This window comes from Nonomuraea sp. NPDC049141, from assembly GCF_040648415.1.
Taxonomy (GTDB): Bacteria; Actinomycetota; Actinomycetes; order Streptosporangiales; family Streptosporangiaceae; genus Nonomuraea.
This window is the reverse complement of sequence record NZ_JBEZDR010000029.1, coordinates 144,149-166,022: the sequence shown is the minus strand read 5'-3', so window position 1 is coordinate 166,022 and position 21,874 is coordinate 144,149. Positions and strand designations below refer to the sequence as shown.

Sequence of the window (21,874 nt, the reverse complement as noted above, 5' to 3'; positions counted from 1 at the left end):
TACACATCAGATGCATCGGACTCGCGGGGGAGCGGCGCAGTGGCCGAAGCGCCAAAAGTGGTCGAACCCAATCGTTCCCGGCTGAACGCCTTCAACCTGCTGCGCCTTCTGGGCGCGCTCGCGGTCATCGTCGAGCACAGCTGGGTGCTGACCGGGCACGGCTCGCCGCTGACCCCGGCCAGCGGGATCGGCGTCGGCGGCATAGGCGTCGGCGTCTTCTTCCTCATCAGCGGCTATCTGATCAGCACGAGCTGGCTGTCGGACCCGTCGGCACGCCGCTACACGGTACGCAGGGCGCTGCGCATCTATCCCGCGTACGCGCTGGTCGTCATCGTCACGGCCCTGCTGCTCGGCCCCTTGGTGAGCGCGCTGCCCGCCGCCTCGTACTTCTCCGGCACCGGCGCCTGGAGCTACATCGCCAGAGGGCTGCTCATCCAGCCGGTGAGCTACTCGCTGCCCGGCGTCTTCCAGGGGCTCCCCTATCCGGACGCGGTCAACGGGTCGCTCTGGACGATCTGGGTGGAGGTGCTCTGCTACATCGGCGTGGCCGTGATGGGCCTGCTGGGGCTGCTGCGGCGCCGGACGGTCCTGGTGGGGCTGGTGCTGCTCGGGCTGGCCGCCGCCTCGGTCGTTCATCTCACCGGCTACTCCGGTCCGCTCATCCCGCTGGTCGTGTCGGCTTACGCCGCGCAGCCCGTGGCGTTCTTCGCGCTCGGGATGCTCATCCGGGAGGTCCGCTGGGTCCCCCCACTCTGGCTGACGGCTCTCGTGGTCATCGCGTGGCGGCTGCTGTGGGGCACGCCGGTGGCCAATCTGGCGGCGATCGCGGCGGTCACCTGCCTGACGTTCCTCATCGCCTTCCGCGCGCCGGCGTGGCTGCACCGTCCCACCGGCTCGTACGACCTGTCGTACGGCACCTACCTGCTGGCCTTCCCCACCCAGCAGGTCCTGGTCCAGTCCGGGCTCCGGTCGCCCGTGCTCGTGCTGCTTGCCACGGTCGCCATCGTGCTGCCGCTGGCCGCCCTGAGCTGGCGGCTGATCGAACAGCCCGCGCTGCGCCTGCGGTATCGCAAGCCCGCCCCGGTCCCGGCCGCCGCACCGGTCCCGGAGACCCCCTAGCGCGGTTCGGCCTGCGCCAGGAGTCGTTGCAGGTGCAGGCCCCGGTGCACGTCGATCTCGTGTGACCGCCCCGTCCGTACGGCGGTGGCGAACTCGGAGCGCAGGGTCGCCCTGGTCTCTATCGAGTCCTCCGGCAGCAGCTCGGAGTCGAGCACCAGCGTGCCCTCCGGGCCGTACAGCTCATAGCGGGTTCTGCGGCGCGGCGGGACCCGGCCGCTGATCGTGAGCTGGCTGATCACCTCGTTCTCGTGCAGGCAGGTCAGCGCCAGGAATCCGGCCGCGTTGGCGACCGGCCTGATCTCCGTGATGCGGCCCAGCGCCGCGTCGAGCAGGTCCAGGCCGTGCGGGCCGGTGTTGTAGAGCACCCCCGCGCGCGAGCGCCACGGGCTGTCGGCGAAGGTGTCGTCGAGGAACTCGCCGGTGAGCTGGCAGGCGCGAGCGCCGATGGCCGGGAAGTCGCGGGCCTGCTTCAGGAACTCGCGGACCACGGGACGGTAGCGGTTGGTGAGCACGAGTTGTGTGGCCACGCCGGTGGCGTCCACCGCGTCGGCCAGCGCCTTCGCGTCGCGTACGGTCAGCGCGATCGGCTTCTCCAGCAGCAGCGCCCGGCCCTGCCAGGCCGCCTGGACGGCCATGACCGCCTGGACGTCGGGCGGGACGGCGAAGACCACGGCCTCGCTGCGCTCCAGCAGCCGCTCGTACGAGGTGAAGGCCGGCACGCCGAAGCGCTCGGCCAGCGCCTGCGCGGCCGGGGCCCGCCGGCTCCAGACGCCCGCCAGCCGGGTCTCGGGCCCGGCGGCGAACATGGGCGCGTGGAAGTCCCGCGCCCAGGGGCCCGCGCCGACCAGGCCCACCTCCACCGGGGCGCTCATGGCGTGACCTTGTAGACGTGGTAGCTGTTCTCCCGCTCGAAGGAGTCGGTGAAGCCGCCGTCCTTCACCGGAAGCGTCCGGTTCTCGAACAGCACCTCCACGCTGGAGGCCGAGGCCAGGGCTTCGGGCAGCCGCAGCGTCTGCGGCCCCGGCTGGACGCCCGCCTTGGGCATGGCGAACACGTAGGAGGAGCCGTCGAGGTCCTTGAGCATGGTGTCGAGTCCCGGCGCGAAGGTGTGGACGTAGGACTGGGTGTTCAGCACGGGCGCGAGCGTGCGGATCCGGCGGTTCAGCTCCGTCGCGACCGTCCTGATCCCCTGGGCGCAGGGCTCACGCAGCACGTGCTGGGTCGGGCAGGGCCCGGCGAAGCTGTGGTTGAAGTAGATGATGCCGCGCGCCTCGTGGATGAGGGAGTTCATCACCGCGCCGGCCAGTTCGTCGCCGGCGATCGAGCGCAGGCCGTTGGTGCCCGGCCAGCCGAGCTCCACGAACGCGTAGATCGGCTGCCTCTTGCTGTCGAGGGCGTCGAGCTGCCTGCCCCGGTCGACGACCTGGCCGTAGTTGGCGGCCCGCGGGCATCGGTCGCGTGGCAGCTTGAGGAAGTTCTCGGCCTCCTCGCAGATGCCGGTGTCGGTGTACCAGTACACGTCGGTGGACATGATGTCGGTGTAGCCGTTGACGAACTTCGTCGCCTCGCCGTCGTTCTCCCACATGGCGATGCCCTTGCCGTAGTTGGCGTAGTGCAGGCGGCCGTCGTTCTTGGGCAGCTTGTCCTTGAGGGTGCGCATCGCGGTGTAGCCGCAGGGCGGCTTGTCGGGCACGCACACCTGGCCTTCGCCGCCGTACTTGCCGCTCCAGACGCCGTCGCCGGGCCCGGCGAACATGTCGGCCTCGTCGGCGATCATCCAGCCGACCGTCTCGCTGCCCGATCCCGCCAGGGGCTTGCTGGTGATCGCCGACATCCCGTTGCTCCGGATCAGGCCCATGTCGCTGTTGGCCGTCAGCTCGACGTAGGTGTTGAGCCCTGCCTCCTTGTCCATCCGCACGTCGCGTTCCTCGACCACGGACTCGAACCAAACCCCTATGGGGAAGAACGACGGATTTGTCCAGCCCGCGGCGGCCGGCGCGCCGAACCTGGCGTAATAGGCCGGGCCCCCGTCCCAGGGGACGCGCGGCAGGCCCAGTTCGTGGCGGGTCGACTTCGCCTGCGCGATGACCCAGCCCACGGCGACCACCAGCACAACGGTGATCGCGATCAGCAGGATCCGTCTGTTCGTCGGTCGAGAAGTCATAGCCCTCCCAGCTACGGGGCGATCCGGTAGACGTGATAGCTGTGCTCCGCGTCGAAGGTCTCGGTGAAGTGTCCCGCCTTGTCGACCTGGATGGTCCGCTTCTCGAAGACCTCCTCGACGCGACCCGACGCCGACAGATCGCTGGGTATGGTCAGCACGTGCCGTCCCGGAGCCTGGCCGCGGCCGAGCATCGCGAACAGGTAGGTGGCGCCGTCGTGGCGCTTCAGCATGGTGTCCAGCTCGGGTGCGAAGTCGTAGGCGTACGACTGGGTGTTGAGCACCGGCGCGAGCCGCTTGATCCGGCGGTCGAGTTCGGCGACCCCGCGCCTGACCGCCTTCCCGCATACGCGGCGGAGCACGTTGTCCACCTCGCAAGCCGGTCGCGTGCCGTGCGCGTCGTAGACGATCCCCCTGGCGCCGTGGATCAGCGCGCTCATCGCCGCGCCGCCCACCTGCTCGGGGGTGAGGCCGGAGAGCGCGATGATCGCGTAGACCGGCTGCCTGCGGCCGTCGGTGGCGTCCAGGGCGCGCAGCCGCTCGACGGTCGCGCCGTAGTTGGCGGCCAGGCGGCACTGGGCCGCCGGGAGCTGCAGCCACCGGGTGGCCTCCGCGCAGACGTTGGCGTCGCCGTACCAGGAGACGTCGGCCGCGACCACGTCGGTGTAGCCGTTGACGAACTTGGCGGCCTGCGCCTCCTCCTCCCAGTAGGCCACGCCCTTGCCGAAGGAGGCGTACCGCAGCCGGTCGCCCTTGGGCAGGCGCTCGGCGAGCGTACTCAGCACGGTGTAGCCGCACGCGGTGAGCGCGGGGGCGCAGACGGGCCGAGTGAAGCCCCGGGCGCCCGTCCACTGCCCGTTGCCGGGCCCCGCCCACACGTCGGCCTTGTCGGCGATCAGCCAGCCCACGGTCTCCGCGCCCGCGCCGGGCAGCCGGCGGCTGGTCAGCGCGGTCATGCCGGACTGCCTGAGCAGTTCGGGGCGGCTGCCGTCGGTCAGCTCGACGTAGGTGTTGATCCCGGCCGCCCGGTCCAGCGCGACCTCCCTGCCGGTACGCACCGAGGCGAACCAGAGCCCCACGGGGAAGAACCCGGGACGGGTCCACCCCGCCTTCACCGCCGCCGCCGAATCCGCGTAGGCGGCCGGGCCGCCTTCCCACGGCACCGCCCTCAAGGCCATCGTCAGAGCGGGCAGCGTGCTCGCGACGGGCTTCGGCGGGACGGACCGCAGCCACAGCCAGCCCCCGACGGCCACCGCCGCGGCGGTCAGGAGCGCCGCCCACTGCGCGATCGTCGTCAGCCTCACCTTCATCACCGCACGTCGGACGGCTGCTCGGCCAGCGCCATGAGATCGGCCGCCCGCGCCGACCAGGAGGCGTCGGCCAGCGAGCCGCGTAGCGTCTCCGGCGACTGCGGGCCGCCTTCGGCCAGGCAGACGCGGATGGCCTCGATGAACTGCTCCGGAGTGGTCGCGGTCCTGACCCGGCCGGCGTAGTGGGCCAGCTCGTCGAACTCGGTGCTGACCACGGGCAGGCCGAGCGCCAGGAACTCCTTCAGCTTGATCGGGTTCGCGTGCTTGATCCACTCGTTGTCCAGCCACGGCATGATCGCCACATCGAAGCCCGAACCGTAGGCGGGGATCACCGAATAGGGGCGTAACCCCAGCCAGTGCACGTTGGGATGCTTCGTGAGCCGCTCCATCTGCCCGGTCGCGTCGCCGACGAGCACGAGTGACGCTTCGGGCAGGCCGATCGCGACCTGTTCCAGCAGGTCGAAGTCCACCACGAAGTCGTCCAGGGCGCCGAAGAAGCCGATCCGCGGCCCAGGGACGGCGCGCAGGTCCGCGGGCTGCCGGTCGGCCGGTACGCGGCTGAAGTGCTCCAGGTCGACCCCGTGGTCGAGGAAGCGCGCCCGCGCGCCCGCGATCGGGCGTTCCTCGGCCATGAGCCCGCGGCTGGCGTAGACCACGTGGTCGGCACGTTCCAGCAGGTCGCGTTCGAGCGTCTCGATCGTGTCCGTGTCGGACTCGGGGAAGGCGGAGTGGCGGTCCGAGCGGTTGAAGATCAGCGCGCGGCGGCGCATCGGGCGTACCACGTCCCAGGCGGTGGGGATGGTCACCACGATCACCGGCACCTTCAGGCCCAGCGCCCGGCAGACCGCCCGTACCTGTGTCCTGACCAGCCAGGCGTTCAGCCCGCGGCCCAGGCGCGAGCCGTACAGGGGGAGCGGGAGCGGTGACATCACCCACAGGTCGGGCTCCACCCGCCTGACGAACTTGGCCACGCTACGCAGCTTCCTGGCGATGCGCCGGAGCACGAAGGTGGAGCGGCCGGGCAGCGGCATCCGCATGCCGATGCTGTTGACGATCAGCACCTTGCGCGATCCCGCGAGGTGCCGCATGAGCTGGAAGTCGGAGTGCGCCCTGTTGTGGTACCACCAGTCCTGGGCGGCGAAGCAGACGTAGGCCGGCGGCGATAAGGGGCCGCCCGGCGGCGTGGGCCACTCGGCCATCGTCGCGAGCTCGCGCAGGGCCGCCCGGTGCCGCTCCCCCGCCCGCCGGCCGCGGGTGACGGCGCGCAGCGCCTCGTTCAGGGCGACCGCCAGGCGCATGAGCACCGCGCGGGGCCTGCCGTACCGCTGCCGGTGCAGCCGCACCCGGTTGGCGGCGGCGAGTGTCCACAGCGGGCTGGAGTTGGCCTGCTCGCCGCCGAGGTGGACGGCCACGGCCTCCGGCTCGTAGCGGACCGTGAAGCCGAGGTCGCGGATCCGCAGCATGTACTCGGTCTCCTCCGAGTACAGGAAGTAGCGCTCGTCGAGCGGCCCGGCCGCGTCCAGGCAGGCGCGCGAGACCAGCCAGGCGGCGCCCGTAGCCCAGTCCGGCGTGCCCGGCCGCTCGTACTCCCGAAGGTCGACGACCAGCTCGCCCAGCGGCGCGTGGCGGCCCGCCTTGAGCCCGCCGAGCAGGGCCTCCCCCACGGCCCGCAGGACGGTGGGCCGCCTGCGCTGGGACAGTTGGAGCTCGCCGTCGGCGCCCAGCAACCGCGGCACCGCGATGCCCGTGCCGGGCACGGCCAGCGCCTCGCGCAGCCGTCGCACCGAGCCGGGTCTGAGCCGGATGTCGGCGTTGAGCACGAGCACGTCACAGCCGGCAGCGGCGGCGATGCCCGCGTTGACACCGGCCGAGAACCCGCCGTTGCGGCCCGTCCTGATCAGCTCGACGTGCGGTCCGGCCGCGAGCACCCGCTCCACCGTGTCGTCGGGGGAGTCGTTGTCCACGACGATGATCCGGAACGGGTCCCCCTCACGTAACACGGTGTCCAGAGAACGCAGGCACTCCTCGATGACCTGACCGCTCTGGTAGGTGACGATCACGATGGCAAGCGGCGGCCGCTCGGGAACAGTCATCAGGCAGACCAATCTGTCGGGATCAGGAGCGCCGGCCCGCGGCCAGCCGGTGCCACGCGGCCCCGGCCAGCAGCCTGAGCGCGAAGGGCAGGTCGTCACGGAGGTAGCGGCGTACCAGGCGGCGGGGTTCGAGGGCGAGTCTGAACAGCCATTCGCCGCCCACCCGCTGCATTCCGTCCGGGGCTCGCCGGAACTGCCCGGCGGCCATCGGGATGGCGGCGCCGCAGCCGAGGTACCAGGCACGCGGCAGTTCAGGGCGGAGCGCGGTGATGACGTGTTCCTGCTTGGGAAAGCCCAGGCCCACGAAGACGAGGTCGGGCGCGGCCGCGCGGACCTTCTCCACGATCTCCCCCATCCCCCCGGCGAGCCTCTCGAAGCCGAAGGGCGGCGCGTACACGCCGGCCACCCGCAGCCCCGGGTAACGCTGTGCCAGCACCTCGCCGGCGGTCTCGGCCACCCCCGGCTCGCCGCCGAGCAGGAACACCGACCGTCCCTCGCGGGCGGCGACCTCGCTGAGGGTGTAGATCAGGGAGGCCCCGGTGACGCGGTCGCGCACCCGCAGCCCGCCGATCCGGGCCGCCCACACCACCGGCATGCCGTCGGCGACCACGAGCTCGGCGCCCGCCACGAGCTCGGCGAGCTCGGGGGCGCGGGTGGCGGCGCGGACGATGTCCACGTTGGCGGTCACGATCATGCCGCCCCGGCCGTCATGCCAGGCCCGAGCCAGCTGCTCGGCGACCTCCGGCTCGGTGATCGCGTCGATCCCGACGGCGCCTACCCGGGCGCGGTTCTTTGGACCGTTCTCATATGAAGAGTGGCCCATCGGAATGCCGCACCCCCCGTCTGACGACTCACCCTTTTGACATCGCTATCGGGCTATATCCGTTACACGCTGGCGGCCGATAAAAGAGCGGGCCAAGATGTGTGGCCATGAGCGTTGAGCAAATGAGAGTCGAGCAAGGGGCACTCGCCGGGACGCTGCTGTTCATTCCGAGCCCGCACAGCGACGAGCGCGGCCTGTTCACCAGGACGTTCGACGCCGGGATCGCGGCCGAGCACGGCCTGGACGGCGCGGCGTTCGTCCAGGACAGCCAGTCCCGCACGGTCAAGGGCGCGATCAGGGCCATGCACGGCCGCACCGGCCGGGGCGAGGCCAAGCTGGTCCGGTGCGCCCGCGGCGCGGTGTTCGACGTGCTCGTGGACGCCAGGCCCGGGTCGGCCACCTTCGGCGAGCGGATGTCGGTGGTCCTCGACGATGAGACCTTCACCCACCTGTACGTCCCGCCCGGCCTGCTCCACGGTTACCAGGCGCTGAGCGACGCCGACGTCTGCTACCGGATCGACCGGCCGCACGACCCGGCCGAGGACATCTCCGTGCGCTACGACGACCCCGACCTGGCGATCGACTGGCCGCTCCCGGTCTCGGCGATCAGCGCGCGGGATCTGGCGGCCGGCTCGTGGAAAGAGGCACGGCGGCGCCTGGAAGGCTGACCTCGCGGCGCGCGGCCCGCATCAGCGCCCCGGCCATACCGATGAGCAGGAACGACAGCGCGGTGGCCGTGCTGAAGGAGTTCAGGTCGAACGTGGCCGAGCCCACCATCGGCACGATCAGGCAGGCGGCCAGCGTCAGCCCGAGGTCGCGGGTCTGGTCGTCCACGCTCAGCCGCCTGGCACGCAGGGCCGACCACATCCCGACGACGAAGAGGCCGACGAACGCCAGCACGCCGATCGCGCCGCCCTGCACGGCCGTCAGCAGGTACTGGTTGTCGAAGACGGGATGGTGCGGCGGGAACCAGGTGCCGTTGCCCCTGCCCAGCAGCGGATGCTGGGAGAACTCCGCGATCGCCGTGGTGTAGTCGTTGGTCCGCCAGCGCAGGCTCTCGTCGTTGTCGAGGTTGGTGAACAGCCCGGCGATCGCGCCGATCAGGCCGGGGACGAGCAGCTTCATGACGACCAGGAACCCGGCGAGCGCGGCGGCCGCCCTGATACGCCGGGCGTTGGGCCAGCCGAGGAACAGCACCGCCCCGGAGGCGGCCAGGCCCAGGACCGTCGAGCGCGAGGCGGAGAAGGCCATCCCGCAGGCGATCAGCGTCACCAGGAGCCACCAGCGCCGCTGCGGCTCGCCGCGTTCGCGCGCGCCGAAGGCGTAGTGGAGGGCGACCGGCAGCACCATCGCGGACACGACGCCGAACTCGATGGGGTGCCCCGCCGTCGAGGCCACCCGGTTGAGCCCGTTGCGCTCCAGGATCGTCACTTCCACCGCCCGTACGCGGCTGCCCGGGATCTGCATGTACTGGGTCAGGTCGAACGACAGCACGAACTGGACCGCGCCGATCACCCCCATGATGGCCCCGGCCACCACCAGCGTCTTCAGCACCAGGTCGATCCGCTCGCGGCTGGGCACCCCGTCCACGCCGATCAGCGAGATGCCCACCATCGCGACCGCGATGACGAGCACGTGATCGGACAGGTCCAGCTCGTACGAGGGCAGGAACCCGGCCGTCGAATAGGCGTAGGTCGCCACGAAGGCGAGCGCGTAGAAGTAGATCGCGTACCGCACCGCCGCCGGCCCCTTGGCCGCGCCGAGCGTGCTGGTGAGGTGCGCGCAGAACCACCACACGGCGGCGAACAGCCCGATGGCCTCCGCGTAGGTGAGATCGAACGGCAGGCCGCCGATCACCTGGCGGGCGGGCACCAGCATGAGGACCACGGTGAAGATCGCGCACAGGGTGGCGGCGTCGGCCCGGTGGGGCACCGGCCGGACGATGGACCGCTCTATGGCCACGTTCAACGCTGCAACACCGCTTCCTCGGTCCGAGCCCCGGTCTCGGGCGCCGATTCCGGCTCGCCCTCCTCCCGCCTGCGCCGCAACCCGGCCATGACGCTCTCGGTGCAGAAGGAGGCGCCCAGCGCGGCGGCCACGCCCAGCGCGAACACGGCCGCGGCGCTGCGGATCTTCCCGCCGCGCTGCGGCTGCGGCTCGGTCGGGGCGACCATCTCGTTCAGGTTGATGTACGTCTCCGGCGGGGCTTTCAGCGCCTCCTGGCGCCGTTTCAGCTCGACCTTGGCCCGCTCGGCGACCCTGACCACGATCGCCCGCGCGTCCTGGGGCGCCCGGCTCGTCCCCTCGATGACCACGAAGGGCGCGCTGATGAGCAGCTCGGGATTGGGGTGGCCGTTGTTGACCTTGTACGTGGTGTCGCCGTCCGTCCGGACGCCCATCTGGCCGGCCACCTCTGCGGTGTTGAGGATCTGCACCAGGATGGAGGCCGACATGTTCAGCCCGCCGTCGAAGTTCAGCAGCGGGTTGATCAGCGGGTTGGGATTCTTGGGGTTCGGCGGCCGGTACGACCCGTTCGGCGGCACCGTGAGCACCATGAGCGTGGTCGAGGTGTACTGGACGGGGATCTGCGTGTAGACGCCGTAGGCGGCGGTCAACGTCAGCAGGAACGCGGGAGCCGCGACATACCAGCGACGCAGGAGGACGGCGATCGCTCTCCAGAAGTCCAACACAGCCCCCCAGGCTTCTCACACCCGTACGACAAGCCATCGCCGACGCTGCGACCAGCGTTACTTATCGCATGTAACGTGCCAAAGCCTCCTCCCGATAGAGGGTGACGTGACCAAGCCCCTGAACTCGCTGGCCGTCGTCACTCCCAGCTACGGGCCCGACGCGGATCAGTTCGCCGAGCTGCACCGCTCCGTGCTGGAGTACACGCCGGAGGACACCGTCCACCACGTCTTCGTGCCGCGCGCCGACAGGCACCTGTTCGCCGCGCACGAAGGGCCCCGTTGCCGGGTCAGGACCGTGGGCGAGCTGCTGCCGAAGCGCTACGTCAAGGTGCCTCGGCAGGGCATATGGGTCAACGTCCTGCGGCCCTGGCCGCCCGTACGCGGCTGGGTGATGCAGCAGATCGTCAAGCTCGCGGCCACGGCGGCGATGGACGCGGACGTGGTCCTGGTGGCCGACTCCGACGTGGTGCTCGTCCGGCCGACGACGGCCCAGCGCGCCCTGGTCGGCGGCCGGCCGCTGCTGCACCGGCTGGAGGACGGGGTGCACCCGCTCATGACGCGGCACGTGCTGTGGCACCGGGTCGCCCGCGAGCTGCTCAGGTTGCCGCCCCCGCCCGAGCCGCCGCTGCCCGACTACATGAGCCCGCTCACCTTCTGGGACCCCGCCATCGTGCGGGGGCTCCAGCGGCGGCTCACCGAGAACATGGGGCGGCACTGGGCCGACGTCTTCGGGTCCCGGCTGCACGTGTCGGAGTTCATGCTCTACGGACTCTTCGTGGACGAGGTGCTCAGCTCGCCGGGCGGGCGTCCGCCGTCGGACACCTCCCTGTGCCACAAGTCCTCCGACGAGTCGCCGATGGACCTGCCGACCGCCCTGGCCTTCGCCGACCGCCTCGGGCCCGGGGCGATCGGCATGATGGTCTCCGCCAAGTCGGGGACCCCGCGAGAGGTACGGCAGGCGGCCATCAGGCGCTGTGCCGAGGTCGCCAACCGGGTCTCCTAACCCGCGTGGTTGTCCCGGTCGGACTTGCGCGGGTCGGTGACGGCGTTCAGCAGCTCGCTCGTGATCCGGGCGAACTCCTCCGTCGGCGGATCGTCGTTCTCACGGTCCGCGAACGGGCCGTCGCCGGACCCCCTAGACGGGCCGTCGCCGGCCGACTGGCTGAACGGGCCGCTGTCCGATCGGCCGGACGGGCCGTCGTCCGATCCGCCGGGTGCGGGCGTGGCCGTACCGCCCGCCGACGCGGTTGAGGGTGATCGGCCGTTGAGCGCGAGCCCCTTCACAGCGTCCGGCGCGGCGACAGGGACGGCAGCGGCGACGTCCGCCGCGCTCGCGGCCGGTCCCACCGGAGCGGGCCGGCCGCGAAGGCGGCGGACCGACATCAGGTAGGCGCCGCCGAACCCGAGCAGCAGGGCCACGACCAGCACCTCCACGGCCAGCTGGAGCTTGCCGGTGCCGTCGTACTCGACCGGGATCAGCGCCACGTTGTTGACCGCGATGAACGTGCTCTTCGGCGCGCCGAGCGAGCTCTGGTAGCTGGTCAGCTCCTCACGCAGACGCCGCTCCGCCCGCTCCAGGATGGCCTTGGCGGTCGCCGCCGTCGGGTCCTCGACCGCGATGTGGATGAACGGCCCCTGCGTCACGACGCCGAGCAGGTCGGCGTTCGAGCGGCCGTCGTCGATGACGATCTCGGTGCTGCCGTTCTCCGCGATCCCGAGCTTGCGCAGCTCGTCCTTGCTGTTGAGGGCCAGGATGAGGATGCCCGCGACCGTCCGCAGCCCGTCGTTGTACTGCAGCAGCGGGTTGGTCAGGCCGACCGGCTTCGCCGGGTCCATCGACAGGGTGCCACCCGACGGCGGCGCGGTCAGGATGAGCGACGACTCCGTTTTATAACGCGGCGAACCCAGGAAGAACGCCACTGTCGCGAAGACCAGGGCGAGGGCGATGATGGGAGGTCCTACGCGCTTGTTCCGGATAAGGCCGAACAGATCGTTCCAAAAAGCCATATTTACCCGCCCAAGCCCCCGCTGTATGAGCCATGCCTGGCCAAAAAAAATGGTACAGATTGCTTATCGTGACCGCTCGGTGCGATGTTACGAATCGCTGCTCTTGGTTGCTGTTCGCCCTACTTCGCGAGACCATCGCCCCGACCGTACCTCAGCCTCCGCAGAAAGGCTGGCCGGATGACGTCCAGATCACCGTCCGTACGCTCCTCCGCCCCACTCGTCGGCCGCGCCGCACCGCCCATCGGGGTCGGCATGCCCGTCTACAACGGCGAGCCGTACCTGGAGGGCGCCCTGCGATCGGTGCTCTCCCAGAAGGGCGTCGACTTCGAGCTGGTGATCGCCGACAACTGCTCGACGGACGGCACCGAGGAGCTCTGCCGCGAGCTGGCCAGGACCGATCCCCGCGTCCGCTACCTGCGGCGCGAGCGCAACGTCGGCATCACGGCCAACCACAACAAGGTCGTCCACGAGACGCGTGGCGAGTTCTTCTCCTACGCCACGTCCGACGACGAGTACCGCGAGGACCGTCTGGCGCTGCTTTCAGCGGCGCTGCGCCGCCATCCGACGGCCGCCGCCGCCATCTCGGGCGTCGAGGAGATCGACGAGACGGGGCAGACCATCGGCACCTGGCGCGACACCGCCCCCACCGACCAGCCCGACCCGGTGGCGCGCCTGCGCCACCGGCTGGACAACTACGACGAGACCATGCACTTCTACGGGCTCATGCGCAGGGAGACGCTGCTGCGCGCCCGGCCCCTGGAGCCCATCCTGCCCGCCGACCGGGTGATGATCTCGGGCCTGGCGCTGCTCGGGCCCCTGGTCGTGGTGGACGAGCTGCTGCTGCGGCACCGCAACCACTCGGGCAGCAACAGCCAGGTCAACCACGCGCGCGCCTTCCGCGCCCGCGAGAAGCCCGGAGACCAGCGCTTCTTCCTCCCGAACGTGGAGGAGGGCCGCGCGCTGCTCCGGGTCATCAGGAACGCTCCACTCAGCCGCGGCCAGCGGCTGCGCGCCTACGCCGCGCTGCGCCCCTGGCTGCGCCGCAACGCCGTGCCCATGGCCCGCAACGTCGCCCACTCCGGCATCGACGTGGCGCGCGGCTGGCGGGGCCGGCTCAGCTCATCACCACCTCGCGAATCTTCCTGATCCGGTCCCGCGAGAGTCCGGTCACCACGTACACGATCACTCCGGCTCCGCCCGCGGCGCAGAGCCGGACGAAGTCGATGGCCCCCTCGGTCCACCTGGACACCAGCCAAGCTGCGAGGCCTGCCAGCAGGCCGCCGAGGAGCAGCCGGAGTATCCCGGGCAGGATCGGCCCGAGCACGACCCCCGAGCGGCGCAGCTGCAGCGCCGTCACGGGAAGGGCGATCAGGAGCGCGACGGCCGCGTGCGCGATCGCCACGCCCCGGATGCCGTCCAGCCGCGCGCCCGCGTAGAGCGCGGGCAGCAGCACCACGGCCCAGCTCAGGTTCATCCACACGACGAGCCTGGTCGCGCCGAGCGAGGTCAGGATGTCGAAGGCCAGCGCGGTGAGCATCCGCACCACCATCAGCGCCATGAGGAAGGACAGCGCCTGGGCGGCGGGCAGCCACCTCTCGCCGTACAGGAAGGGCACGACCAGGGGCGCCAGCACGCCGAAGAGCACCGCGACGGGCAGCACCAGCGTGAGCAGCATCGGCACGATCTGCTGGACGCGCGCGGAGAACGCCTCGGGGCGCTCCTCGGCGACCCGCGAGAAGCCGGGCAGCGTGACATGGCGCAGGGCCTCGCCGACCAGTCCGGGCACCCAGCTCGACACGTTCAGCGCGATCATGTAAAAGCCGAGCGTGGCGGCGCCCAGCAGCCGGCCGATGATGATCGCGTCGGCGTTGAGCACCAGCGCCTCGATGGCCAGGCTGACCGCCAGGGGCACGCCGAAGCCGAGCAGCTTGCGGGCGATGGCCCGGTCGAAGCCCAGCCGCAGGGGCATCTTGGCCCAGTAGAACACCAGGACGCCGCTCACCAGGGAGTTGGCCACCGCGCCGATGACGAAGCTGTAGACGCCCGCGCCCGTGGCCGCCAGCGTGATCGCCACCGGCACCTGGACGGCGATGCCCGCCATGTTCGCCTTGGCGATCTTGTCCTGCTGGAAACCACGGAGCATGACCGCGCTGCGTACGTTGACGAACCCGTCGATCACGATGATCACGGTGAGCAGCCGCACCACGGGCGTGGCGGAGACGTTGCCCGCCAGGCCGGTGAAGTAGGGCGCCGCCATCCAGAACACGGCGTAGATGGCCACGCTGAGGGTGATGACCACGGTGGTCGCGGTGACCACCATGTCCTCCAGCTTGCCGCGCCACTGCACGACGGCCGCGACGATGCCGGCGTCGTTGACGTAGAAGAGGAACTGGTTGGCGGCCAGCGCGACCGCGTACAACCCGAAGTCGGCCGGGGCGAGGAGGCGGGCGAGGACGAGGCTCAGGGTGAAGGTGGCCAGTTTCGACCCGCCCCTGGCCAGCAGCCCCCACCGCAGTCCCCTGCTCGCCGACCCGGCCCGGTGATCGCTGGTGACGGGTTCGCTCGCCGTGGGCTCACTCACCGTCCGCGACCCGTTCCAGCCAGATCTCCCGCCAGAACGGGAAGAACTCCCGCGGGCAGTTCAGCGAGTGGACGCCCTCGCACACCACGTTCTCGAGCACGATGCAGGGCGTCTTCATCTCCAGCATCCGCCCGCTGGGCTCGTCGATACAGCGGTCCACCCGGGCGCGCACCCGCGCGGTCCGGCCGCAGTGGCGGGCCAGTTCGGCGTCGAAGTTCATGCCGCGGTTGGACAGGTCCTCGTTGACGGTGTCCAGGATCTCCTGCCGGGACCGCACGCGGACCAGCTCCCCCGGCTGGAGGTTCAGCGTCTGGACCGGCGTACGGCCTCTGACGTTGCCCTTCATCTGGCCCCACGGCCGGCCGCCCTTGATCCGCAACAGGCGGGGGAGCTTCCTTCTGGTCAGGTGCTGGAACCGGTTGTACAGCCCGATCCCGGTGGCCTGCAGTGTTCTGAGCACCCCGACGTTGCGCGTTCGCACGTCCGCCACGAACTGCCCCAGATCGGCCATCGGCAGCGGCACGGGAGCCGCTCTCAGCAGCTCGGTCGCCTGGCAGGAGTAGCGTTCCGCGCCGTCCTCGCCCGGCGGTTTGCGGCTGTTGATCTCCAGCAGCGGCAGCAGCCGGGAGTCCGGCACGGCGTGCGAGGGCAGCTCGTCCGCCGCGACCCGCTTGATCCACGCCTGTTTCCAGTACATGGAGCAGGCCGTCTGGCAGCCGCCGTGCGCCGAGCCGTCGCACCGCGCGCCGAGCAGGTGCACGGCGCTGTCCATCCGCCGCAGGCCCGTCTTCGTCAGCGTGTCGCAGAGCTTGTGCGCGACCTTGTGCACCGTGAGGCGCTGGCCGCAGAACTTCAGCATCTCCGGCATGAACGGCAGGCCGTCCAGCTCGCCGCGCTCGTCCAGCGTGGCCAGGATCTCGGCCTCGCTGCGGATCTCCACCAGGTCTCCGACCCGCAAGCTCATGGTTTCCATTCCCTCACCAATCCCGCGTCTTCCAGGCTGTGCGCGGCCTCGGCCACCGCCCGGAACGGAAGGCCGGCCCGTTCCGCGACGTCCAGCAGGGTGTGCGTGCCGTCCGACAGGTTCAGCACCCAGAGCATGGCCATCTGCGCCTGCTTGGTGTCGCTCCTGCCGCCCAGTGCCCCGTACAGGCCGCGCCGGCCGAGCTGCGGCTCGCCGTAGGGGCTGAGGTTGACCAGGCGCCGGTCGTCCTCCAGCACCCGAGTCACCTCCCAGCAGGTCTCCAGGGTGTCCTCCAGCGACTCGGGCAGCACGAAAGCCGGGTTGTCGCCCGACGTGTGGTACTCCGGGTAGCCCGCGTACGTCGATCTGGTCAGGCAGCCGACGGGCAGGTCGAAGCCGGGCGAGCAGTACTGCCGCTCGTCGTAGCCGTACGGGGAGAAGTCGAGCGTGCGGTGCGGGCGCCCGGAGGTGCGCAGCACGTGTCCCACCGCCCGGTCGATCTCCGTGTCGCCGCGCCTGCTCCGCTTGTACGTGAGCGCGCCGCCGTCCCCCGCGCACGCGAGCACCAGCCCGTGCCTGACCCGCTCGACCGCGTCCCTGTTGCGGGCCAGCCAGGTGATCGACCCGATCGTGCCGGGCGCGAACAGGAAGCGGTAGGTGTAGCGCGGCGACGTGTCCGCCAGCCGCCGGGCGAGCTGGGTGGCCACCGCGATGCCCGCCAGGTTGTCGTTGGCCAGCGACGGGTGGCAGGTGTGGCAGGAGATCAGCACCTCCTCGCTCGTCCGGCCGGGCACGACGTGCTCGGCGTACGTGAGGTGGCCGTCCTCCAGCGTCGAGTCCACCACCACCTCGTACTCGCCGTCCCGCAGGCTCTCCAGCGTCTCGTGGCGCAGGCAGAACCCCCAGTCCTCGGCGTAATAGCTGGTCCGGTACGGGATGAGCCCCGGCTGGTCGGGCAGCGTGTGCAGGTGGTCGCGGAGCTCCGCCAGCGGCATCCGGGCCGCCACCGGCACGCTGTAGCCGACCACGTGCAGGTTGGACTCGGCGAAGTCGACGACCTTGGCGCCCGTGGGGTCCTTGACGTAGGCGTCGCGGATGTTCCACTCCTTGGGCACGTTCCAGTCGAGCACCTGCGTGCCGGTGGGCACCTCGTGCACGTCCAGCGGGACGAGCTCGCCGATGATCTCCAACGTCCGCCGGACGCCGTCTCCCGTGATGCTCCGGCACAGCGGGTAGAGCCGCTCGACGAGCTCGTGCATCTCCTTTCCGAGCCCGGTCACGACGGCATCAGCCGATCGTCGACGGTGCCCGCGGCCCGCCGGTCCGACAGCCGGGCCAGGCGGGTGAAACGGCGCTCGAAGCCCTCCCTGGTCAGCCCGTGGCGCCGGTAGGCGTCGATGAGTTCGAGCGCGCCCTCCTTCACCGAGCGGCGCGCCTCGTAGCCGGGCAGCGCGGCGCGGATCCGCGAGAAGTCGACCCGGTAGGAGCGCGGATCGGCCCCCGTCTCCCCCGTGATGGCCAGCGTGGCGCCGGGCACCGCCTCCACCACGGTCGCCGCGATCCCGGCCACGGTGACGTTGTTCTGCTCGGTGCCCACGTTGAACGCCTCGCCGTGCACGGCCTCGCGCGGCGCGCTCAGCACGGCGGCGAACGCCTCCGCGATGTCCAGCGCGTGCACCAGGGGCCGCCACGGCGTGCCGTCGGATAGCACGCGTACCTCGCCGGACAGGTGCGCGTGCCCCACCAGGTTGTTGAGCACGATGTCCGCGCGCAGCCGGGGCGAGAAGCCGAAGGCCGTGGCGTTGCGCAGGAAGACCGGCGAGAAGGCGGCGTCGGCCAGCTTCAGCACCTCGTCCTCCACCCGCACCTTGGACTCGGCGTAGGGGGTCACGGGACGCAGGGGCGCCTCCTCCGTGACCAGGTCGTCCCCGCCCGCGGCTCCGTAGACCGAGCAGGTGGAGGCGTACAGGAAGCGCCGCACGCCCGCGTCGCGGGCCAGCCGGGCCAGTCGTACGGACGCGTGGTAGTTGATGTCGTAGGTCAGGTCGGGCGCCAGCGAGCCGAGCGGGTCGTTGGAGAGGGCGGCCAGGTGTACGACCGCGTCGAACCCCGCCAGCGCCTCGGCCGGGACCTCGCGCAGGTCCACGGCGAGCCCCTCCGGGTCGTCCGGCGGGGGCCCCAGGACGCAGTCGGCGAACAGCCCCGAGTCGAGGCCGATCACCTCGTGCCCCGCCCCGGCCAGTACGGGGGACATGACGGTGCCCAGGTAGCCCTGGTGTCCGGTCAGCAGTACACGCATATCCGGCTAGCCTCCTGCGAGGTCGAGAGTCAGTTTGCGGGTGTGGAAGGCTTCGGCGTACCTGTCGCCGCACTCGATGCCGCGGATGCGGGCGAGCCCGAGGAAGGCTTCGTCGTCGAACCAGGAACGCCGGAGTTGCGAGGGGTAGTGCCGCTTCAGCAGAGCGACTTTCTCTGCCGCCACCTCCGGCCGCAGCGGCTGGTAGGCGGAGGGGCGGCCGAGGTCGCCGTCCCACTTGACGATCTCGTAGCCGAGCGTCACGTGGTCGCGGAAGGCCGTGGGCACGAGTTCGGCCAGGCCCCGGTGGTCCTGGTGGGCGTCTCCCGGGTGCGGGCCGAGGATCAGGTCGGGGTCGGTCCTGGCCCGGAGCAGTTCCAGCGCCTCCTTGGCCTGCTCCCAGTTCGCGGGCAGCCGGCCGTCGGGCAGCTTGAGCACGGTCAGCCGCAGGTCGGCGCCGGGGCAGAAGGCGGTGAGCGCCGCGTGCTCCTCGTCCTCCCGCTCGGTGCCCCCGCCGGACAGGACCAGCGCGTCGATCTGTAGTCCGGGACGGCCCGCGCAGAGGGTGAGCAGCGTGCCGCCCGCCCCGATGGCGATGTCGTCGCAGTGCGCGCCCAGCGCGACGATCCGGTCCATCCGGGCGGCCGTCAGCCGGATCATGCCTCCCACAGCGCCCAGGGCCGGTCGCCGCGCGAGTACGCCTCGTCCAGCTCGATCCGCTGGTTGACGGTGTCGGTCGGCCGCCAGTAACCGCGGTGCCGGTACGTCAGAAGCCGGCCGCGCTTGGTCAGCTCCATGCACCCATCCCCCACCAGATCCCCATTTTCAGGAATATGATCGAAAATTTCCTGACGGAGCACGAAATATCCGCCGTTGACCCACATGGGGAGCTCCGTGACCGGCGCGATGTTCCTCGCCAGCCCGTCGTCGTCGACGTCGACGCAGTGGAAGGTGCCGGGCGGCGGCACGACCATCATGGACGCGCCCACGTCGGCGGCGGTGAAGCGATCGATGATCTCCGGCAGCGGCGCGTCGGTGAGCACGTCGGCGTAGTTGGCCAGGAACATCTCATCGCCCTCCAGATGATCGCGGACCCGGCGCAACCGCTCGCCGATCGGCGACTGGATCCCGGTCTGCACGAAGGAGATCGACCAGTCGGAGATGTCCTGCGCCAGCAGCTCCACCTGGCTGCCGTGCAGCCGGAAGTCGTTGGAGACGGTCTCCCGGTAGTCGAGGAAGAACTCCGTGATGTGCTGCGCGCCGTACCCCAGGCACAGGATGAACTCGGTGTGCCCGAAGTGCGCGTAGTAGCGCATCACATGCCAGAGAAGCGGCCGGGGGCCGACGAGCTGCATGGGCTTGGGGACCTCGCCCGGAGCGCCGGTACGCATCCTCGTGCCGTACCCGCCGCAGAAGAGCACGACCTTCATGGCACGATCTCCAGACTCGGGATGGGAAAGACCAGCTGACCGCCCCACGCGCGGACGTAGGAGAGCTGTTCGGTGAGCTCCTCTCGCAGGTTCCACGGGAGCACCAGCACGTAGTCCGGCCGGTCCTCGGCGAGTCGCTCGGGCGGCAGGATGGGGATGCGGGTGCCCGGCGTGAACCTGCCGTGCTTGTACGGATTGCGGTCCACCGTGTACGCCAGCAGGTCCTCGCGGATGCCGCAGTGGTTGAGCAGCGTGTTGCCCTTCCCCGGAGCGCCGTAGCCGGCCACGGTCTTGCCCGCCTCGGCCGCGTCGATGAGGAAGCGGAGCAGGTCACGGCGGACCTTGGCCACCCGCGCCGCGAACTCCGCATAGCCGGCCAGCTCGTCGAGACCGGCCCCCTTCTCCCTGGCCAGCACGTCGGCCACCCGATCGGTGGGCTCGCCGCCCGCCTCCTCGGGCCGGGCCCAGAGCCGGATGGAGCCGCCGTGCGTCGGCAGCAGCTCCACGTCGACCAGCGCCAGGCCGCCCGTGGCCAGCGCCCGCTGCGCGGAGGCGACCGTGTAGTACTGGAAGTGCTCGTGGTAGATCGTGTCGTACTGGTTCAGCTCCACGAGCGTGAGCAGGTGCTGCACCTCGATGGAGACCCACCCGTCGTCGGCGACGAGCGCCCGCAGGCCCTTGGTGAAGCCGACGACGTCGGGGATGTGCGCGTACACGTTGTTGGCCACGACCAGGTCGGCGGGACCGTGCTCGGCACGGACCGCCGCGCCGGTCTCCGGGTCGAGGAACGCGGTACGGGTGGCGATGCCCTTGTCCCTGGCCGCCTGGCCCACGTTGGCCGACGGCTCGATGCCCAGGCAGCGCACGCCCCGGCCGGCCACGTGCTGCAGCAGGTAGCCGTCGTTGCTGGCGACCTCGACCACGAAGCCGGGCGCGAACCGGTCCACGGCCGCGTCCACGAACTCCCGGGCGTGCTCCACCCAGGAGGTGGAGAAGGAGGAGAAGTACGCGTACTCCGTGAACGTCTCCTCCGGCTGGATCAGCGGCGGGATCTGGGCGAGCCAGCAGTTCGTGCAGACCCGCAGGTGCAGCGGGTAGGTGAGTTCGGGCTCGTCGAGCCGCTCCCGGGTGAGGAACAGCTCGCAGGGCGGCGTGGCGCCGAGGTCGACCACGCTCGCCAGTTCGGCCGAGCCGCAGAGCCGGCAACGGGTCACCGGCCTCTACCTCTTCCGCGCTCTTTCCGACGAGACATGATCCCCTCCCGATGAGTGAAACGACCGCTGATCAGTGCGAAATATCGGCTTTTTCGGCGTTGGCTCGCTCCAAGTGAGCCCTGGCCTCCTTCTCGTACTCCGCCGACAGCTCCTCCGGAATGCGCGCCAGGTCCTTGGCGCGCATGAAGTCGCGCAGCGTGGTGCCCAGGCACGTCGCATCCACGTTGGGCGCGCCCTTGCGCGACTTGACGTCGTCGATGTGGACGGTGCGGAAGTCGATGCTGAAGCGCGTCACGCCCGAGGTGTTACGCACGGTCGAGTGCAGTTGGGCACCCGAGAAGAGGAGCACCCCGCCCGGCTCCGTGACGATCCTGAGCTCGCCGGACAGGTCGAGGTCCTCTTCCGGCTTCGGCTGCTCGCGCGTGTCGCTGTAGATGTGCTGGGCCGCCGACGGGCGCTCCGTCCTGACCCACGACGCGTAGTCGTAGCGGTCGCTGCCGTTGCGCACGGCCCGGTCGAAGTACTCCGGGTGCAGGGCGAACACGTTCTCCGGCACCACGTCGTAGACGGGGATCCACCAGTTCACCTGGTTGAACGGCGCCGCGTACCAGCAGTCGCGGTGCGCGTGGTAGGCGTACGAGATGCCCGAGTCGAGGTAGCCGTCGGAGGTCGAGGTCCGCAGCCGCGGCACGTCGAAGTAGGTCTCGCCCGGCGCGAACCCCAGCTCGTCCAGCAGGACGGCGATGATCTCCTTGCACCTCGGATGGTGGATGAAGCGCGGCTTGACGTCGGCCAGCAGCGCGGCGAAGCGTTCGACCGGCAGGCTGTGCTGGGCGGTGGTGGGGTCCATGCCGCCGAACGTCTCGGCGACCAGCTCGCGGGCGAAGGACACGAGCTCGCGGGACGCGGGAGAGGCCGCGTAGACGAAGACGTCGCCCTGGAAGATCCTCTCGCGTCGTGCCTCGTCGTTCATCGTGCTGCCGGTGAATACCGTGGTCATCTGGTCTTGCCCCCTACACGTGCATGGTGCGAGTCGAACCGATCTCCCCTCGTAGGTCTTGCGAGGACGTGCGTGGGGCGGGATGGGTTGCTGGCTCCCGGAAACGTACTGATGGGGACGATGTCGACCCTGACCCCGCTCAGGATCACATGCCTCAATCAACTGGCATTTCGCGACTGCCATCTC

General features: G+C 70.6%; 20 protein-coding genes. 4 read left to right on the top strand and 16 right to left on the bottom strand.

Features of this window, described 5'->3' with window-relative positions; all coding sequences use genetic code 11:
• Positions 1 to 39 precede the first annotated feature (39 nt).
• Positions 40 to 1,119, top strand: coding sequence for an acyltransferase (locus AB0B91_RS55330; RefSeq protein WP_358339708.1), 1,080 nt, complete (start codon positions 40 to 42; stop codon positions 1,117 to 1,119).
• Here AB0B91_RS55330 and AB0B91_RS55325 read toward each other — a convergent pair.
• From AB0B91_RS55325 to AB0B91_RS55305, 5 genes are read right to left on the bottom strand one after another with little or no spacing between them, the layout of a single operon-like run.
• The gene (locus AB0B91_RS55325; protein WP_358339706.1) at positions 1,116 to 1,991 is read right to left on the bottom strand and encodes a Gfo/Idh/MocA family oxidoreductase; all 876 of its coding nucleotides are present in this window, start codon (positions 1,989 to 1,991) and stop codon (positions 1,116 to 1,118) included. The two genes, AB0B91_RS55330 and AB0B91_RS55325, sit on opposite strands and share 4 nt — an antisense overlap.
• Positions 1,988 to 3,283 carry a hypothetical protein gene (locus tag AB0B91_RS55320; RefSeq protein WP_358339704.1) on the bottom strand — a complete coding sequence of 432 codons (1,296 nt, stop codon included), beginning with the start codon at positions 3,281 to 3,283 and terminating at the stop codon, positions 1,988 to 1,990. The genes AB0B91_RS55325 and AB0B91_RS55320 overlap by 4 nt, the downstream gene beginning before the upstream one ends.
• An 11-nt stretch (positions 3,284 to 3,294) precedes the next feature.
• Positions 3,295 to 4,590 (bottom strand): hypothetical protein, encoded by a 1,296-nt coding sequence (locus tag AB0B91_RS55315; protein WP_358339702.1) that lies wholly within the window; start codon positions 4,588 to 4,590, stop codon positions 3,295 to 3,297.
• A complete protein-coding gene (locus AB0B91_RS55310; protein ID WP_358339700.1) occupies positions 4,590 to 6,683 on the bottom strand; it encodes a glycosyltransferase in 2,094 nt (697 codons plus the stop codon). The genes AB0B91_RS55315 and AB0B91_RS55310 overlap by 1 nt, the downstream gene beginning before the upstream one ends.
• Before the next feature lie 22 nt (positions 6,684 to 6,705).
• Complete coding sequence (locus AB0B91_RS55305) at positions 6,706 to 7,506, bottom strand: WecB/TagA/CpsF family glycosyltransferase (protein WP_358339698.1); 801 nt, start codon at positions 7,504 to 7,506, stop codon at positions 6,706 to 6,708.
• Positions 7,507 to 7,628: 122 nt separating this feature from the next.
• Between AB0B91_RS55305 and rfbC the strand changes: the two genes are divergently transcribed.
• Positions 7,629 to 8,174, top strand: a complete 546-nt coding sequence (gene rfbC / locus AB0B91_RS55300; RefSeq protein ID WP_358339696.1) for a dTDP-4-dehydrorhamnose 3,5-epimerase — start codon at positions 7,629 to 7,631, stop codon at positions 8,172 to 8,174.
• Here the strand turns inward: rfbC and AB0B91_RS55295 are convergent.
• Together AB0B91_RS55295 and AB0B91_RS55290 are read right to left on the bottom strand one after the other, a co-directional pair.
• Positions 8,113 to 9,468: an O-antigen ligase family protein gene (locus AB0B91_RS55295; RefSeq protein ID WP_358339774.1), complete on the bottom strand. Its 1,356-nt coding sequence runs from the start codon at positions 9,466 to 9,468 to the stop codon at positions 8,113 to 8,115. The two genes, rfbC and AB0B91_RS55295, sit on opposite strands and share 62 nt — an antisense overlap.
• Before the next feature lie 2 nt (positions 9,469 to 9,470).
• Positions 9,471 to 10,193 carry a hypothetical protein gene (locus AB0B91_RS55290; protein ID WP_358339694.1) on the bottom strand — a complete coding sequence of 241 codons (723 nt, stop codon included), beginning with the start codon at positions 10,191 to 10,193 and terminating at the stop codon, positions 9,471 to 9,473.
• Positions 10,194 to 10,302: 109 nt separating this feature from the next.
• On the opposite strand from AB0B91_RS55290, the gene AB0B91_RS55285 reads away from it, so the two are divergent.
• Positions 10,303 to 11,199 (top strand): DUF6492 family protein, encoded by an 897-nt coding sequence (locus AB0B91_RS55285; RefSeq protein WP_358339693.1) that lies wholly within the window; start codon positions 10,303 to 10,305, stop codon positions 11,197 to 11,199.
• Here the strand turns inward: AB0B91_RS55285 and AB0B91_RS55280 are convergent.
• On the bottom strand, positions 11,196 to 12,203 hold the full coding sequence (locus tag AB0B91_RS55280; RefSeq protein WP_358339691.1) for a hypothetical protein: 1,008 nt from the start codon (positions 12,201 to 12,203) through the stop codon (positions 11,196 to 11,198). The genes AB0B91_RS55285 and AB0B91_RS55280 overlap by 4 nt on opposite strands.
• Positions 12,204 to 12,380: 177 nt before the next feature.
• Here AB0B91_RS55280 and AB0B91_RS55275 point away from each other — a divergent pair, with 177 nt between their 5' ends.
• On the top strand, positions 12,381 to 13,349 hold the full coding sequence (locus tag AB0B91_RS55275; protein WP_358339689.1) for a glycosyltransferase: 969 nt from the start codon (positions 12,381 to 12,383) through the stop codon (positions 13,347 to 13,349).
• Here AB0B91_RS55275 and AB0B91_RS55270 read toward each other — a convergent pair.
• The 8 genes from AB0B91_RS55270 to AB0B91_RS55235 form a co-directional block, all read right to left on the bottom strand.
• Positions 13,318 to 14,784, bottom strand: a complete 1,467-nt coding sequence (locus AB0B91_RS55270) for an oligosaccharide flippase family protein (protein WP_358339687.1) — start codon at positions 14,782 to 14,784, stop codon at positions 13,318 to 13,320. The genes AB0B91_RS55275 and AB0B91_RS55270 overlap by 32 nt on opposite strands.
• Positions 14,777 to 15,748, bottom strand: a complete 972-nt coding sequence (locus AB0B91_RS55265; protein ID WP_358339686.1) for a hypothetical protein — start codon at positions 15,746 to 15,748, stop codon at positions 14,777 to 14,779. Before AB0B91_RS55265 ends, AB0B91_RS55270 begins: the two co-directional genes overlap by 8 nt.
• Positions 15,745 to 17,028, bottom strand: coding sequence for a DUF4910 domain-containing protein (locus tag AB0B91_RS55260; RefSeq protein WP_358339684.1), 1,284 nt, complete (start codon positions 17,026 to 17,028; stop codon positions 15,745 to 15,747). Before AB0B91_RS55260 ends, AB0B91_RS55265 begins: the two co-directional genes overlap by 4 nt.
• The gene (locus AB0B91_RS55255; protein ID WP_358339682.1) at positions 17,025 to 18,047 is read right to left on the bottom strand and encodes an SDR family oxidoreductase; all 1,023 of its coding nucleotides are present in this window, start codon (positions 18,045 to 18,047) and stop codon (positions 17,025 to 17,027) included. Before AB0B91_RS55255 ends, AB0B91_RS55260 begins: the two co-directional genes overlap by 4 nt.
• A 6-nt stretch (positions 18,048 to 18,053) precedes the next feature.
• The gene (locus tag AB0B91_RS55250) at positions 18,054 to 18,704 is read right to left on the bottom strand and encodes a PIG-L family deacetylase (protein WP_358339680.1); all 651 of its coding nucleotides are present in this window, start codon (positions 18,702 to 18,704) and stop codon (positions 18,054 to 18,056) included.
• A complete protein-coding gene (locus tag AB0B91_RS55245; RefSeq protein WP_358339678.1) occupies positions 18,701 to 19,474 on the bottom strand; it encodes a glucose-1-phosphate cytidylyltransferase in 774 nt (257 codons plus the stop codon). The genes AB0B91_RS55250 and AB0B91_RS55245 overlap by 4 nt, the downstream gene beginning before the upstream one ends.
• Positions 19,471 to 20,688, bottom strand: coding sequence for a class I SAM-dependent methyltransferase (locus AB0B91_RS55240; RefSeq protein WP_358339676.1), 1,218 nt, complete (start codon positions 20,686 to 20,688; stop codon positions 19,471 to 19,473). The genes AB0B91_RS55245 and AB0B91_RS55240 overlap by 4 nt, the downstream gene beginning before the upstream one ends.
• A gap of 70 nt (positions 20,689 to 20,758) precedes the next feature.
• Entirely contained in the window at positions 20,759 to 21,688 is a 930-nt protein-coding gene (locus AB0B91_RS55235; protein WP_358339675.1) for a hypothetical protein, read from the bottom strand.
• Positions 21,689 to 21,874: the final 186 nt, after the last annotated feature.

Coding starts and splice junctions, on each gene's coding strand:
- AB0B91_RS55325 (WP_358339706.1), bottom strand. CDS start 1,991: ATGAGCGCCCCGGTGGAGGTGGGCCTGGTCGGCGCGGGCCCCTGGGCG.
- AB0B91_RS55320 (WP_358339704.1), bottom strand. CDS start 3,283: ATGACTTCTCGACCGACGAACAGACGGATCCTGCTGATCGCGATCACC.
- AB0B91_RS55315 (WP_358339702.1), bottom strand. CDS start 4,590: ATGAAGGTGAGGCTGACGACGATCGCGCAGTGGGCGGCGCTCCTGACC.
- AB0B91_RS55310 (WP_358339700.1), bottom strand. CDS start 6,683: ATGACTGTTCCCGAGCGGCCGCCGCTTGCCATCGTGATCGTCACCTAC.
- AB0B91_RS55305 (WP_358339698.1), bottom strand. CDS start 7,506: ATGGGCCACTCTTCATATGAGAACGGTCCAAAGAACCGCGCCCGGGTA.
- rfbC (WP_358339696.1), top strand. CDS start 7,629: ATGAGAGTCGAGCAAGGGGCACTCGCCGGGACGCTGCTGTTCATTCCG.
- AB0B91_RS55280 (WP_358339691.1), bottom strand. CDS start 12,203: ATGGCTTTTTGGAACGATCTGTTCGGCCTTATCCGGAACAAGCGCGTA.
- AB0B91_RS55275 (WP_358339689.1), top strand. CDS start 12,381: ATGACGTCCAGATCACCGTCCGTACGCTCCTCCGCCCCACTCGTCGGC.
- AB0B91_RS55265 (WP_358339686.1), bottom strand. CDS start 15,748: ATGAGCTTGCGGGTCGGAGACCTGGTGGAGATCCGCAGCGAGGCCGAG.
- AB0B91_RS55255 (WP_358339682.1), bottom strand. CDS start 18,047: ATGCGTGTACTGCTGACCGGACACCAGGGCTACCTGGGCACCGTCATG.
- AB0B91_RS55250 (WP_358339680.1), bottom strand. CDS start 18,704: ATGATCCGGCTGACGGCCGCCCGGATGGACCGGATCGTCGCGCTGGGC.
- AB0B91_RS55245 (WP_358339678.1), bottom strand. CDS start 19,474: ATGAAGGTCGTGCTCTTCTGCGGCGGGTACGGCACGAGGATGCGTACC.
- AB0B91_RS55235 (WP_358339675.1), bottom strand. CDS start 21,688: ATGACCACGGTATTCACCGGCAGCACGATGAACGACGAGGCACGACGC.